Raw genomic sequence first — 14,795 nt, 5'->3', positions numbered from 1 at the left:
CTACCCCTCCATCAAACAGGCCATTTTTGCCAGTGTCGGAGCGCCAAACACGCGCTTGAGATTGATTTGAATACCACTGCGTTTCATCAGCGCGACGAGACGCATCGCCAAGAGAGAGTTCCCCCCCAACGCAAAGAAATTCGCCTCACGGTCTTCAATCGGACGCCCGAGAATCTGTGCCCAGATCAGCGCCAGGGTTTCTTCCTGAGGGGTCATTGCCTCCGGGGTCCCGCCCTCCTCCACCAGGTCGCCCAACTGCGCGATCAACGCTGCCCGATCGACTTTACCCGCCGGATTGCGCGGCAGTTCATCCAGAACGACGATCCGCGCTGGCATGAAATAAGCGGGCAACTCGGCGCTGATGCGGGCCCTCAGCTCAGGCTCAAGCCGCCCACCGTCAGCCTTGTCAGACGGCGTCACAAAAAGCGAGATCCTCACGCCTAAAGTGCCGGCATCGACGCAACAAGCGTGGCAGCTTCTAATTAGCCGCGAAGCCATGGCACAGGCCTCGACCTCTGCCAGCTCGACACGGTTTCCGTTGATTTTGACCAGATCGTCCTTGCGTCCCTCGAACAGGATGTCTGCGTTTACATCGCGTCTGGCGAAATCCCCGGTTCGAAAGCTCAGGCTGTCGTCGCCGGCCAAGCCACGGATAAACCGTGCATCGCTCAGGTCCGGATTGCCCAGATAGCCCAAGGCAACACTCACTCCGCTGATGTAGATCTCACCGAGTTCGCCATCCGGAACGTCCTCCAGCGCTTCGTCGAGGATGCGCACCGTGACGTTGGAGATCGCTTGGCCAATATCCGCTGGAGAGGTATCGGGAGTGCACAACTTCACCGTTGTGGCGACTGTCGCCTCAGAAGGCCCATAGGCATTGATCAAACGGGTCTTACTCGCCCAGTTGACGATGACCTCCTTGTTACACCTCTCGCCGGCCACGATCAATGTACTCAGGCTGATCGGTAACTCGGACGGCAGCAACGACACCAGTGACGGTGGTAACGTGGCGACATCGATCCGACGATTGCACAGCAGGTTTTGCAGATTGTCGAAATCTCGCAGCTCGTGGTCAGCCACCGCAACCAGACAGCCGCCAGCAAATAAGGTCATGGTGATTTCGGCAATGATCGCGTCGAAACAGACCGGGGAAAACATCAGCACCCGACTGCCCTGCGTAATGCCATACGTCAGCGCATGATGCGCAAGGTTAGGGATGCCCCGGTGTGAAACCATCACCCCTTTCGGTTGCCCAGTAGAGCCCGAAGTGAAAATGATGTACGCCAGGTCTTGTGGTGCTATCCGCGGTTGTTCGAAGTGCAGAGACTGCGCCGTATCCCGGACCTGACCGAGGGTCACGACCTTCTCAGCGACCAGGGCAGGATTGTTACCAACGATGAACCCATCGGGGACCAAAACCAGCTTCGCATTGGCAGCGTCCAATTGTATGGACAAGCGGGCTGGGGCAGCGTCCAGATCCATGAGGACAAAGGCTGCGCCACTCTTCATGACACCCAGCAAGGCTACCAGCAGATCCTTGCCGCGCGGACAACCAATGGCAACTATAGCGCCTGAGCCAATCGAGCTGTGGGTCAGATAGGCAGCGATCCGCTGACTGTCTGCGTCCACTTCGGCATAGGTATATAAAACACCGGCATCTTCTATCGCAGGTGCATCCTTTGAATCTTGACTGACGCGATCCCACTGATCGAGAAATGTCGGTGTTTGCTTAATGGCGTCCGGGGGAAACTGAAGCGACAAGCCGGGTTCCTTCCGCTCCGGGAAACCATCAGCCAATGCACCGCCAAGACTTAATTCGCCTTCACGCGCGGCTACATCCGGGTGCCCAAAATTGGCGTCACACCACTTATCCGAGTAGATCGTTTCCAGGTACCGCTCACCCATATCGGGACTTATTACGACAACTTCGTCGCCCGCCGGAATCTGTTTCCTAAGACGTTTGACCGCAACCAGTACGGTCCCCGTGGACCCCCCGAGCAGCAGGCCGTAGTCCAGCGCAACACTGCGACACATGCGGATCGTCTCGACCTCATCAACGAACTCGATATGCTCGACTAGATCCCGTTCGAGAATTTCCGGGCGCCGACTCGTTCCCAAACCGGGAATAAGCCTCTTCTTGGGCACCTCCTGAAAGTTGATCGAACCCACGGTATCGACGGCAATCAGTTTTACCTCTGGCGCTTTTTCGCGCAGATATCGCGCGCAGCCGATAAGCGTCCCAGTGGTACCGGCACCGACAAACAACCATTTGCAGTTGGGGTGTTGCTGCAAAATCTCCGGCGCGGTCCTGTTGTAGTGCGCCAGTGGGTTAGCCGGGTTGGCGTACTGGTTGGTCCAGAAATACCTCGGGTCCTGGCGGATCATTTCCTGAATCAGCGCAATGCGCGCCCCGAGAAAACCGCCATTTCGGTCGCGGGTGTCACAGACAATGACTTCGGCGCCGTAAGCCTTCATCAGGTTGACACTGACCTGATTGACGTTGGGATCGGTTATGCAGGTAAACGGATAACCGCGCTGCGCACAAATCATCGATAACGCAACACCGAGGTTCCCCGAGCTGGACTCGATTACTTTTCGTCCGGGCGAAAGTAAGCCCAGACGCTCACTTTCTTCGATCAGCGATATTGCAGTCTTGAGCTTTATCGACCCGGCCGGATTCAACCCTTCTATCTTCAGGTAGACCGGCACATTGCCAATAAAGTTATCCAGTTTGTGGTACAGATTCGCATTGTAAATTTGCATCATGCTCAAGGTATCCATTTCCAAGAGAAGATAATCGACGCGAATAAAAAACAATCCTTTGTTTAAGATCGGCCATTTGTGCAACGCAGAACTTTTCAGAGTTGAAATTGAGTTCGATCAGAAAATCATCTATCGGAACCAGACCGAGAACCAAAGGAAACCCCGACTTCTCGATCCATCGCAGATTACTGAGCCGGTAGTGATCACCAACCGGCAAGTTGTCCTGAAGCTCGAAGTTCTCGACCACCAGAACAGTATTGAATAATTCCTCCATGCCAAGACCGGCGGCATCCCGGAAATGACTCATCGAGACATGCCCTTCGTCCTGCAGGACTGCACTGCTGCGCTGCAACTGCCGAAGGACCTCGGCAGACAACGGCGCCTGTATATCAACTTTGCAAGGGACGATTGAACTGATCAGCCCGATGATGTCTTGCGAACCCTCAAGATCTACAGGCCGTCCCGAAATAGCCCAGCCGAATATGGGGGTGAGACTCTGGGTGTTCTCTGCCAGGATCTGTGCCCAGATACGCTGGAAGAGAACCGCAACGGTCACACCCAGCCCGGCGCAGAATCGCTCGATGCAACCCGAAAGGTCACGTCCGAGGGTAAACCGGTAGACGTTGTGATCTGCACGCGAGGACGGCTGATAGGCAACCGGACTGGTAAACAGACTGGGCCTGGCGTCCGCTAGATAATGTCGCCAGAACGGACGATTTTCCCGCGCCTGTTGGCTGGCCAGCCACTCGATGTAATCACGATAGACGGGACCGAAAACCGCATCGGGTTGCACACCGTGGATCATCTGGTCGTAGATGGCAAACAGCTCTTTGATGACCTTGGCCACACACCAGCCATCCAGAAGGATGTGATGGTAGGTCCAAATCAATTTGTGCGCCTGCAAACCATCGGACAGCAACGTGAAGCGAGTCAAAGCAGGTGTCGCAAGATCAAAGATCCATGAACGATCATCATGCATCAGGCGTTCATATTGCGCCGGATCACCGTTACCCGCGATGATCTGCCAACTGCAAGTTGCCTTCTGCAGCACATATTGCACCGGTCCCGCCACCGCATCCCAGAAAAAACCCGTGCGCAGGATCGGATGACGCTCGGCCAGCACCTGCCACGCCGCATCCAGCACATTGATGTCGACGTCACCATTAATGTCCATGACGTACTGCAGGGTATAGGTGTCGTCATCGCTCATCAGGTGCTGGAACAGGATTCCCTCCTGTGTCGGTGACAACTGATAGATATCCGCCGGTATGGCACCAGCGCCTGCAATCAGCGACTGTAACTCATCGTCAGTCAGATCGACATCCGGATAGTCGCCGGGCACACGCACCACGGCGCCCGACGTGCAATGCTCGATGATTTGCGCCAATGCATCGACGTAGCGCGTTGCAAGATCCTCGGCCTCCTGCGGGGACAGGATCCCGTCATCGTAATACCAGTCGATTTCAAATCGACCCTGGGAAATCCTTGCCTCGATCTCCAGTGCATGTTGGCGCCCGTTACGCGGGTCCACCGACACCTGATCGAGGAGACTCAGTACCTGGGCGGACGGCATCGACACATCCGGGTCATCAAATGACACGTTGTCCCACTGCCCGAGATAGTTGAACTGCACCATGGGCTCGGCAGCAGGAATTACCCGAGATTCATTGAACAGGTAACGCAGCAGACCATACCCTACACCTCGTTGCGGGATATCGGCGAGCGTACGTTTGGTCGCCTGAATCAAACTTCCAAGCCCCTCTTGGGGATCATTCAGGCATACCGGGAACACAGAGGTGAACCAGCCTACCGTGCGGGATACGTCGACATCTTCCAGGACGCTTTCGCGGCCATGTCCTTCAAGGTTGATAGCAATGTCCGGTCTCGCTCGCCAACCGGAAAATGCCCGGACCAGCGCGGAGATCAGAATGTCATTGATATGGGTGTTGTAAGCCGCAGGTACCTCCCGGATCAAAGCGCTGGTCGCCGCGTAGCTCAACCCCCGAGACAACATTGCGGTGCGACCCGATGGCCGCCGGTTCAGGTCAAAAGGTATCGCAGCGGGAATTGTTTCGATGACCCGTGACCAGTATGCGGTCTGCGACAGGACATCATTTTTGAATACCTGTCCGTGACTCGCAAGCTGCTGCGCCCAAGCGCGAAACGGGGTGACATGCGCAGGAACCGTGCTACCTGCACAGAGGCGCAGATAATCCTCGACGAGGATTCGCAGAGACACCGCATCGATCACGAGATGATGCGCCACCAGCACCAGTAGATTGGTGTCGGGATCCGGGGTGCGAAACAGCACCGCGCGAAACAGATCGCCCTGCTCGAGGTCGAGACCGGACAGAGACTCGTCCAGCACCGCCCGGATATGCTCCAGCGATTGATCGATCGACGCAGCCAGTTGCGCTGTCCTGCAACTCGACCGCGCATCGACGGGATTGGCCGGAACAGTCTGGTCGTATCCATCGCCGATCTTGAACTGCGCACTCAATATCGGATAGCGCTCCAGTATCTTGTGAGTGATCTCGACAAGGGTATCGGCCGCGACGGGACGGTGAATCTCGACCGCCGTGCCGAGACACCAATGGTCAGGATTGACTAGCTGCTGTTCGGCGAACCAGCGCTGTACAGGCACCAGTGCGGTTGCACCGGTCGGCGGATGGATTTCTCCACGGACGGTACCGTGCAGCGGCCGCACTGCCTGGGCGATTTCGACCAGTGATCGACTGGCAAAGATGCTATCGAGATCAACTGTCATCCCATCGCTTCTTAAACGAGCGATGAGTTGCAACGCACCGATCGAGTCTCCGCCCGAAGAGAAGAAATTCTGCTGCAGGGCAATCGTGTCATTGCCGATGATCGCACGCGCCGCAGCCAGCACCATCGTGTCGAAGGACGTGTGCTGCGAAGAAGTCGGGGGTTGATCTTTCGGAACCGAAGTTTCGTCACCGATCATGAGCACACCTTGCCAGCCCTGCCACTCTTGCAGAGGGCGATGTGCTTCACAGATATAGGTCAGCGCACTCAGGAAATGCTCGCACAGTGCCTCTGCTCGCTCCTCGGAGACATATTCAGGATCGCGGATGAAATCCACAGTGATGGCATCTGCGCCGCTAAGGACTTCAACGGCAAAGGCAAACTCGGTGAGGTCAGTCACCTGTGTGAGCTCGACCGTGACGCCGGAGGCCTCAAGCACAGCCCAGTCCGCCAACGTCTCGACGTTCAGCACCGTATCAAAAGCGCCGTTGGCAAAACGCGAACGCGTGCTGGCCAACGCCTCGTTCATCGATATCGATTCGAAGCGAAGCAGCTCGGCGATGCGCCTACTGACCGCCTGCAGGCTGACCTCGGGACTCTGCGTCGCCGCCAATGCCAGGGGAACCGGCAAGGTATTGGCGTACATCCCGATATCATCCAACCCAACCCCGGTGTCGGCACGCCCCGAGACAATCATTCCGAATAATTGGTGCTGCCCGCCGTTTATTGCATTGAGTGCCATTCCCCAGGCCGTTGCCGCAACAGAGGCAATCGTGACCCCGGAACGACCACACAGCCCCGCGATGCCCTGCTCAAGCGTCGCGGGCAGTCGTTTTTTGAAGATTCGATGTTCTACCGGTTTCAAGGACGGCTCAGCAAGCTTGTCAGCCACGCAGACCGGCACATGGAAGGGCTCCAGGAGATCCGACCAGAGTTGCTGATCCTCCGGTTGCAAGTGGAATTTTTCCTGGCCGGCGATATAGGTTGAAAATGCATCCTGCGCCACCGGCGCTCCCGAGAACACTTCGCTCATCAGCGCAAAGATCGATGCACCATCGAGCACGAGATGGTGAGCGCTGAGGATAAATTGATAATCGTGGCCCCCCAAATGGAACAGATGCACCCGATAGAGCGCTGGCTGATCCAGCTCGAAACCGGTCTGTTTGTCCTGAACGAGGAAGTCTTCCAGATGCTTGCGCTGGTGCTCGTCGTCAAGGTGCAGAAGACTGGTCCGAGACCATCGTAGTGGAGCGTCTTCGACAACGACACGCACCGGTTGGCCCGTCGGCGCGAGAACGAACGCGCTGCGCAGCAATTCATGGTGTTGATGTGCCTTGCGCCATCCGTCTTCCAGCACGGCACCGCCATCAGGCAGCAGCATGCGGAACGAATACTGCAGCACGTAAGTCGTGCGATGACGGGTTCGCAGCGACTGAACGTAAATGCCCTTCTGCGCCGGCGAAATCTGCTTGAAGGATGACGAATCGCCCTTCGCTTGTTGCGGATCCAACTGTGTAACGCCCACCCTCGCTGCGGTGCCGGCCACCGCGTTTTGGGTTCTGGCTATCTTGAGCAGCCCGAGCGTGGTTGGATGCCGGAAGATGTCCCCGAGTGTGAAGGCATATCCGTGGGCCTTCGCCCGTGCAATGAACTGCAAGGCGAGAATCGAATCAGCCCCCTGCTTGAAAAAATCGTCGGCGGGTCGCAACGCCGGGTTACGCAGCAATTCACGCCAGGTCTCAAGCAGCGCCTCCGCGCCGACAGTTGCAGTGGTCGCAACGCTCTGTACGGTGTCAGGCGCCGTTGTTTCATTAGCGATGGCCGTGAGCTTTTTCTTCTCGATCTTGCCATTGGACGTTTGGGGAAGAGACGACTGAACCCGAAACTCGGATGGAATCATGTGTTCCGGCAAGACGTCGTGCAGGTCGAGACGCAGCCTATCAAGATCGGTTGCTGTGCCCTCCTGCTCGACGATGAAAGCCGTCAGGAAGGCACGAGTGCGCGAAGTGTTGAGTACCACTGCTGCCTGTTTGATGTAAGCCAGTCGCAGGATGCCGAATTCGACTTCACTCAGCTCGATCCGGTGACCTCGCACCTTGACCTGATCATCGGCCCGACCGTGATAGTGAAAGACACCCTCGCCATCACAACTGACGAGGTCGCCGGTCTTGTAGGCTCGGTGACCATCGACAATGACAAACGCCTTGGCAGTCAGGTCGGGGCGACCGATATAGCCGAGCCCCACCGCAACCCCTTCGACATAGAGTTCGCCGACTTCACCTACGGGCAAAGCTACCAGGTCAGCATCGCGTACGACCAGCCGAACACCGCGTACCGCCCGCCCGATCGGGATCGCCTGGTCAGCCGCAGGCATCCGGGCAATAACCTGGTGAGTGATGTCGTCACTGCATTCAGTCGGCCCGTAGGCATTGACCAAAGGGACGTGAGGCTTAGTCGCCAACCAACGTCGAGCAAGTGAAACGGGCAGCACCTCGCCGGTGGCGACGAGGCAGCTCAAACGGTCGAAGCGTGCGTTTTGGGCATCCACGCAAATCGCATCCAGAATGGCAAACAGATGACTCGGCACCACTTGCAGGATATCGACTTCGTCGAGCTCGATCCGTGCCCCCAGACGATTCAGGTCAAGAAACTCCGAACGGGTGAGGATTGCCGTACGCCCGCCGCAGATGAGCGGTGCCAGGAATTGCCAGACCGAAATGTCGAAACTCTGTGGCGCTGTTTGCGCCACGTTGGGCGCCTTGTGCATGCCCAGATCTTCGACTTTGGCCAGCAGATGATTGAGCATTCCACCGTGATGGACCATCGCCCCCTTGGGCATCCCTGTCGAGCCAGAGGTGAAAATCACATAAGCGAGACTGTCGTTCGCCAGTATGCAGCGTTCGAACGGCGCCCCGTCCTTAAGGCCTTCGAGCCGGACCGGCATTGTCAGAAGGCCAATACCGTCGATCAGTAACTGGGCGTCGTCTTCCGCTATCAGCCATCGGCAACTGCATTGCTCCAGCATGTAGGCCCGCCGTTCCAGCGGCAGAGTACGATCCAGAGGCAGATAAGCGGCCCCTACCTTGAACAGGCCAATCATCGAAATCAGAAATCCGAGTCCCCTTTCCAGACCGATAGCGACAATATCGCCCGGCCTGACGGATGCGGCGCTCAGCATACGGGCGAAGCCGTCGGATATTTCGTCAAGATCGCGATAGCTCAGACTGTTGCAGCCATCCGAAGCTGCAATGGCGCCAGGCGCCCGCCGAACCTGATCGGCGAATACATCCAGAAAATTGTCCATATCATTCCATGTTTATGGTCTAAATTTCGATGCTTCTTGTGTCAGGCACCTTCTCGAAGGTATTTCTTGCCCCCCCAATGCCAAAGCAATCTCGACAACAACAAGAAGGCTAGGGTGGCCAGAACAGCGCCCGCCAATGACCGCCCCGTCGTCAACCCCATCGCTGATTGTGCGGGCACTTCCATGATGAAAAAGACAGGTACTACGGTCATGATCACGACCTGGATCCACTCCGGGTACGCGCCGGACGGAAACCGACCGGTAGTCAAAAACATGAATAGCAGGTGGGAAATGTTGCCGGTCTTCTTGGTCCAAAACGCCAGGCTCGCGATACTGAACCAGACCGAATAAACCAGCGCACATGCCAGTACCAAGAACACGAAGAAAGCGCCGAGCGTCTGCAACGTCAATTGCCCCTGCGCATGACTACCGCCCAGCATCAATCCCAGCCCCAGCAAGGCGCCGAAGATGTGCCACAGGCGTAGCTGCCCAAAAGCCAGAATAGTTTGAAGATCCACCGGCTTGGACAAGTAAGTATCAATGGACTTGTTGATAATCAACTTTGAGGCAGCCTCGCAGTTAGGCAACACCACCATTTGTACAAAGGAGCGAATAAAAATGAATGCCCCATACAGCACAATCGACTGCTGCTTGTTCCAGCCACCAATTGTCTCGACATTTCCAAAGAAAATCTCGATCACGACATAAACGGACAATCCCAGCAAAGCAGTGTTCAGCAGGCTGACAAAGACCGGAACACGATCCTTCATATTCGCCTGCAACCTTGCAGTTACAAGCGCCTTGACCGCACCTAATGTCTTCATTACCCAAACACCGAATAACGCTTAACACCTTTGGCCCAGACAAAATGAGCCAACAACGAGAGCGCAACGACCAGCACTATCTGAAACAGCAATCCGTTGATCAGTTGCTCGACGGTCAGCTCCCCCATAATGATTCGTATTGGAAAACTAATAATATAAGGGAATGGTGACCACTCAAGTATCGACTGCATCCATGCGGGATAAAGTGTCAAGGGCGCGAGAACACCACCAAACAGAGTAAGCATGTAAGTCAAGACCAGATCAAAGGTACTTGCCTGATCGGACCAGAAAGCCGCAAGCCCGCCAATGAAGTACAGCAAGTAATTTATGGCAAACCCAAGCATTACCCCGAGCAGTGCGGGGAGTAGATAGCTCAGATGTAAATATTGACCCGCCTCAGTAAACAGGAATACTCCGAGCACCAGAAAAAAAACTGGAATAACTCTGATCATTGCCGAAGCCAGCTCGCTCAAAAAATAATACACGGCAATGTTGAATGGCCTTAACAGGAGATTGCCGATATCGCCCGAATGGATGTCGTTCTCCACTTCCTCAGCAGCCGTACTAGAGACAATTTCGCCAACTAGAAACACTAGCGCGAAGTAAGCCGCAAACCTTACGGGTGTAAAGCCTTCCAGTGCGGCATCTTTTGCAATACCCATCCAGATGACCATCATGAACAACGGCACCAAAGACGCGAGCACCAATACGAACAACTCTGCGCGATGTGCGATTTTGCGACGAATGGCCGTGCGCGCCACCCCTGCGACTTTCACTGCAAACCGGCTCATGCGACACGCTCCCCGGAAGCACCCGGGACCTTTTTCCGGGTATCGGACTGGGAGGTCACGAATAGCTTCAACAGCGCCTCTTCGATCGGCGGATCACCAATGGAAATGTCGATGACCGGCTGCTCGGCGAGAACCCGCGAACAAACGGCCACGACCTCGGCAGCCGGGACCAGCATTTCATGCACAAAGCCGTCCGTGGAACGCACCAGACCATACCTGCCCAGCGCCGAAGCCACGATATTTTCGGATAACTCCACAGTGATGATGCGGTGATCCGACATGCGTTTACGCAATGACTCCAGGGTGTCATCGAAGGATATCTTGCCATCGGAAACCACAACGACTCGCTCACATAGGGCCTCAATATCCTGCATGTAATGCGACGTTAGCAGTACGCTTACATTGCGCTCGCGACTATAGTCCCGAATAAACGAACGAACTATCTTCTGCACGCCGACATCAAGCCCGATGGTAGGCTCATCGAGAAAAAGAACCTTGGGATCATGAAGTAATGAGGCAACCAGCTCACACTTCATTTTCTCGCCAAGCGATAAGGTACGCACTGGCGCCTTGGCCAACTTCGACACCTGAAGCAACTCATCCAAATAACCATAAGTCTTTTTGAACTGTGCATCAGGAATTTCAAATATCTTCTGATTCAGCCGAAAGGTTTCCATGGCCGGCAAGTCCCAGATCAACTGTTGACGCTGCCCCATGATCAGCGAGATGGACTTGAGAAATTCCTTACTGCGCAGTTGAGGTTTATGACCCAGAACCGATATTTGTCCGGCAGTCGGGTAGAGCAACCCCGACAGCATTTTCAATGTAGTGGTTTTACCTGCGCCATTCGGGCCGAGAAAGCCCACGACCTCACCCTGCTTGACGGTGAAGGAAATATCGTCAACTGCTGTTTTTTCAGACGTTTTGGGAGATACAAGGTCTTTCAGCCAACCGTACGCCCTTTCCGAGCGCTCTTTTATTCGATACGTCTTGGACAAGTTTCTTACAGTGATGCTATCCATCGTGACTGAGACCTTGAAAAAATGAGCTATCCATTGCGCTTATCGTTTCGACGCCGAGAAACATTACGCAACAATTCATACCGTCAAGAAACATAATTACAAAATATCAACCATTTAATTAATCGTCGCGCTTACCGACGCGAAATTAAAGTTCTACACGATAATGGCTTAATCAATCAGACCCGACAGAAATAACCCCCCCCTAACTCGCGCCTTTTCCTTTTGTCGATGTTTGCCGACGGCTTAAAACTAATCGCTTGTGGCTTCAACGTCGAGAGCAAAACGTCTGCTCATTCGAAAAAAGAATGGAGCTACGAGTGACGGAGAAATGCGTTACAGAAAAAACCTACAAATGTCTTCGGCCCGTTGCTAAATCCTCGCAGCTTCGGTTGCAATCCGTCGAGATTGAAGGGAGTTCTTTTGCCGGTGACTCACCCGCTGCTTCTACCCGTTGAACCAGGAGGTGGCGTGATGGCCGTCGTACTTACCGCCCGTGACCTGACCCGTCATTACGAAGTGTCCCGTGGCATGTTCAAGGGCCATGCGACCGTGCGCGCCCTCAACGGCGTGTCGTTCGAACTGGAGGCCGGCAAGACCCTGGCCGTGGTCGGTGAATCCGGTTGCGGCAAATCCACCCTCGCCCGGGCCTTGACGCTGATCGAAGAGCCGTCCTCCGGCTCCTTGAAAATCGCCGGCCAGGAAGTGGCCGGGGCCAACAAGGCCGAGCGCAAGCAACTGCGCAAAGACGTGCAGATGGTCTTCCAAAGCCCTTATGCGTCCCTCAACCCACGGCAGAAAATCGGTGATCAACTGGCCGAGCCATTGCTGATCAACACCAACCTGTCGGCCACCGAGCGGCGGGAGAAAGTCCAGGCGATGATGAAGCAGGTGGGCTTGCGCCCCGAGCATTACCAGCGCTACCCGCACATGTTCTCCGGCGGCCAGCGCCAGCGCATCGCCTTGGCCCGCGCCATGATGCTGCAACCCAAGGTGCTGGTGGCGGACGAACCGACCTCGGCGCTGGACGTGTCGATCCAGGCCCAGGTGCTGAACCTGTTCATGGACCTGCAGCAGGAATTCAACACCGCCTACGTGTTCATTTCCCACAACCTGGCGGTGGTGCAGCATGTCGCCGATGACGTGATGGTGATGTACCTCGGCCGCCCGGTGGAAATGGGCCCCAACGAAAACATCTACAGCCGCCCATTGCACCCGTACACCCAGGCGCTGCTGTCGGCCACCCCAACCATCCACCCGGACCCGAACAAGCCGAAGATCAAGATCGTCGGCGAACTGCCCAACCCGCTCAACCCGCCGTCCGGCTGCGCCTTCCACAAGCGCTGCCCGTACGCGACCGAGCGTTGCAAAACTGAAGAACCGGCGCTTCGCCCGCTCGATAACCGGTTGGTGGCGTGTCACTACGCCGAGCGGTTCCTCGACGGTGCGGCGTAAAGCTAAAAGGCAGCAAAGCACTTAAGGCAGAAAAGCCCTTGTGGCGAGGGAGCTTGCTCCCGCTGGGCCGCGAAGCGGATCCTCTTTTTGGGCCTGCTGCGCAGGCCAGCGGGAGCAAGCTCCCTCGCCACGGGCAACGCTGACTTTGGCTCACGCCTCCCCATGAAAAACCCCTCCAGCCCCGACTAAGTCTCAGTTAGGCCTGGAGGGGTTTTCTTCAGGTCAGGAATCTACGTCTGGCTATCGCCTTCGTCGGCATCGCCCTCACCACCATCACCGCTATCGCCACCGTCGTCGGTGTCCGGATCGTCTATGGTCGAGTCATCATTATCCTGATCGCCTGGCTCCTCTGTGGTGGTCGCGGCAAGCATCAACTCGCCCTGAACCACCGAGCCACTCGACGCGTGTTTTTCATGCTCGTCGCACTCAGCCCACGCAGCGGTGGAACCGAGGGACAACATCACCAACACCTTCAGCAAAAACAACATGCGTAGCAGCTTATTCATAGCCATTTCCTTCTGCTCCGGATAAAGCCGGGGTCCGACGGCGCTCGAGAAAATCTAGTTCTGAACAGGCCGGTTCACCAGATTGGACTTAAGTGCATTGGCAGAATCACCCGTGAAAGAAAGATTGATATCGAATAAGCATTATCTCGATCGGTTATTTCGCAAATTCGCCAAAGTGGCGAATGTGATCGATAGTACAAGCGAGAGCTTCCGGGCACCGACTCACAGCGGTATCCGCCCTTTCGGAAAAGGAGAGTTAACAAATGGATGTATATGCAGATAAAGATTGGCAGCATCTTGGGACAGTCAAGGAGGACGGGGCCCTGTATGCAGAGGGCACCTGGTGCTTCAACAACAATGATCGTGGACGAGTGTGCCAAGCAACTGGAACCAACAGTAATGCGGGTAATTACAACCCCATCGGGGCGGATCCAACCTGTCCTTTTCCTTCAGGGATCCTGGGACAGCTCGTCAGACAATCGGGTAGCACAATTGAAGGGTACGGAGTCTGCTTTCACTTGAAGGCGGGAGAGCCTTTGATTCTGCGTATCAACGACGGCGATCTCACAGACAACGTAGGCTACCTGACGCTTAGATTCGTACCCAGTTCGGTGAGCGCCGCGAACAACGAGCGGTTGAACTACGACAGTGCGGGTGCCTCTGGCGAATACTGGATTCAAGGATAACCGACACGTCGTTTGCTCTCGAACGTCCTTGGTCCGCCACAATCGTGGCGGACTTTTGTATCGAGTCATTCTTTAGAAATCGACAGAGTTGCTGGATGCGTCCAGGCCTGCTCGACTGGCCCCTCTGCTATCACGAGCAGGCGCGATTCCCACAGGTTTGGTTCGCATAACACTGGCGCCCCCGTGCCCCTGAGTCTTACAGACAAATACCCAGTAACACCGAGCGTTAGTCCCAGGGCTACATCGCCTTGCGCCTTTGCCTACAACTAAGCCAGAATCCGCCCGCTTGTGCGCTTTGGGGCGGGACTTTATGGTTACCGGGTCGCTGAAAATCAGCGGTCGGGTTTAGCAGCCTGAATCCCTAGACGCACAGTGCTCCACATTATTGAGCAGGCCTTGATGCCTGCCATGTAATGGCGGTTGTGCGTGGGAGACCTTCGGGTCTGCCGGCTCTAGGGGTCCGGTCTGCTAACCCGCGTACAGTCGCCACCCTCTTCGTTTAGCAGCGACGTCTGGCGGCTCCATTACCCCTAGGAGCGTCATCATGTTCAAAGCCACACCCAACCCACCAGAATCAGATCCCACCGCTGCCTACTCAAGCCTCGACCCGGAAAAATTCCACGAAGCCACTGAGCGGGCGCTCGATTATTATTTGAAGCCGGAACAGGCCAAGCCCAAGAA

Annotated in this window: 8 protein-coding genes and 1 pseudogene; 3 read left to right on the top strand and 6 right to left on the bottom strand. The window is 55.8% G+C overall.

What is annotated here, in order from left to right; translation table 11 throughout:
- Genes sbnA through HU806_RS19165 form a run of 5 tightly spaced genes read right to left on the bottom strand, consistent with a single transcriptional unit; the run spans window position 1 to window position 11,470 of the window.
- The gene (gene sbnA / locus HU806_RS19185; RefSeq protein WP_238350203.1) at window positions 1-2,766 is read right to left on the bottom strand and encodes a 2,3-diaminopropionate biosynthesis protein SbnA; all 2,766 of its coding nucleotides are present in this window, start codon (window positions 2,764-2,766) and stop codon (window positions 1-3) included.
- On the bottom strand, window positions 2,723-8,833 hold the full coding sequence (locus HU806_RS19180; RefSeq protein ID WP_186613333.1) for a non-ribosomal peptide synthetase: 6,111 nt from the start codon (window positions 8,831-8,833) through the stop codon (window positions 2,723-2,725). The genes sbnA and HU806_RS19180 overlap by 44 nt, the downstream gene beginning before the upstream one ends.
- A gap of 41 nt (window positions 8,834-8,874) precedes the next feature.
- Window positions 8,875-9,657 carry an ABC-2 family transporter protein gene (locus HU806_RS19175; RefSeq protein ID WP_186613331.1) on the bottom strand — a complete coding sequence of 261 codons (783 nt, stop codon included), beginning with the start codon at window positions 9,655-9,657 and terminating at the stop codon, window positions 8,875-8,877.
- Window positions 9,657-10,448 carry an ABC transporter permease gene (locus HU806_RS19170; RefSeq protein WP_186613329.1) on the bottom strand — a complete coding sequence of 264 codons (792 nt, stop codon included), beginning with the start codon at window positions 10,446-10,448 and terminating at the stop codon, window positions 9,657-9,659. The genes HU806_RS19175 and HU806_RS19170 overlap by 1 nt, the downstream gene beginning before the upstream one ends.
- On the bottom strand, window positions 10,445-11,470 hold the full coding sequence (locus tag HU806_RS19165) for an ABC transporter ATP-binding protein (RefSeq protein WP_186613327.1): 1,026 nt from the start codon (window positions 11,468-11,470) through the stop codon (window positions 10,445-10,447). Before HU806_RS19165 ends, HU806_RS19170 begins: the two co-directional genes overlap by 4 nt.
- A gap of 471 nt (window positions 11,471-11,941) precedes the next feature.
- Here HU806_RS19165 and HU806_RS19160 point away from each other — a divergent pair, with 471 nt between their 5' ends.
- Window positions 11,942-12,922 carry a peptide ABC transporter ATP-binding protein gene (locus tag HU806_RS19160; protein WP_186613325.1) on the top strand — a complete coding sequence of 327 codons (981 nt, stop codon included), beginning with the start codon at window positions 11,942-11,944 and terminating at the stop codon, window positions 12,920-12,922.
- Window positions 12,923-13,152: 230 nt separating this feature from the next.
- Here HU806_RS19160 and HU806_RS19155 read toward each other — a convergent pair whose 3' ends face one another.
- Window positions 13,153-13,428 carry a hypothetical protein gene (locus HU806_RS19155; protein ID WP_186613323.1) on the bottom strand — a complete coding sequence of 92 codons (276 nt, stop codon included), beginning with the start codon at window positions 13,426-13,428 and terminating at the stop codon, window positions 13,153-13,155.
- Window positions 13,429-13,691: 263 nt separating this feature from the next.
- Here HU806_RS19155 and HU806_RS19150 point away from each other — a divergent pair, with 263 nt between their 5' ends.
- On the top strand, window positions 13,692-14,114 hold the full coding sequence (locus HU806_RS19150; RefSeq protein WP_186613321.1) for a hypothetical protein: 423 nt from the start codon (window positions 13,692-13,694) through the stop codon (window positions 14,112-14,114).
- Window positions 14,115-14,658: 544 nt separating this feature from the next.
- Window positions 14,659-14,795, top strand: a pseudogene (locus HU806_RS26900) (DUF6124 family protein); the annotation flags it as partial.

The organism is Pseudomonas sp. SWRI154, from assembly GCF_014268645.1.
GTDB lineage: Bacteria > Pseudomonadota > Gammaproteobacteria > Pseudomonadales > Pseudomonadaceae > Aquipseudomonas > Aquipseudomonas marvdashtae.
Note: the sequence above shows the minus strand (reverse complement) of the source record. Positions and strands in the feature narration are given on the sequence as shown.

What these genes read in the sequence shown, in the direction of transcription:
- HU806_RS19175 (WP_186613331.1), bottom strand. Translation starts at nt 9,657, where the DNA reads ATGAAGACATTAGGTGCGGTCAAGGCGCTTGTAACTGCAAGGTTGCAG.
- HU806_RS19160 (WP_186613325.1), top strand. Translation starts at nt 11,942, where the DNA reads ATGGCCGTCGTACTTACCGCCCGTGACCTGACCCGTCATTACGAAGTG.
- HU806_RS19155 (WP_186613323.1), bottom strand. Translation starts at nt 13,428, where the DNA reads ATGAATAAGCTGCTACGCATGTTGTTTTTGCTGAAGGTGTTGGTGATG.
- HU806_RS19150 (WP_186613321.1), top strand. Translation starts at nt 13,692, where the DNA reads ATGGATGTATATGCAGATAAAGATTGGCAGCATCTTGGGACAGTCAAG.
- sbnA (WP_238350203.1), bottom strand. Translation starts at nt 2,766, where the DNA reads ATGATGCAAATTTACAATGCGAATCTGTACCACAAACTGGATAACTTT.
- HU806_RS19180 (WP_186613333.1), bottom strand. Translation starts at nt 8,833, where the DNA reads ATGGACAATTTTCTGGATGTATTCGCCGATCAGGTTCGGCGGGCGCCT.
- HU806_RS19170 (WP_186613329.1), bottom strand. Translation starts at nt 10,448, where the DNA reads ATGAGCCGGTTTGCAGTGAAAGTCGCAGGGGTGGCGCGCACGGCCATT.
- HU806_RS19165 (WP_186613327.1), bottom strand. Translation starts at nt 11,470, where the DNA reads ATGGATAGCATCACTGTAAGAAACTTGTCCAAGACGTATCGAATAAAA.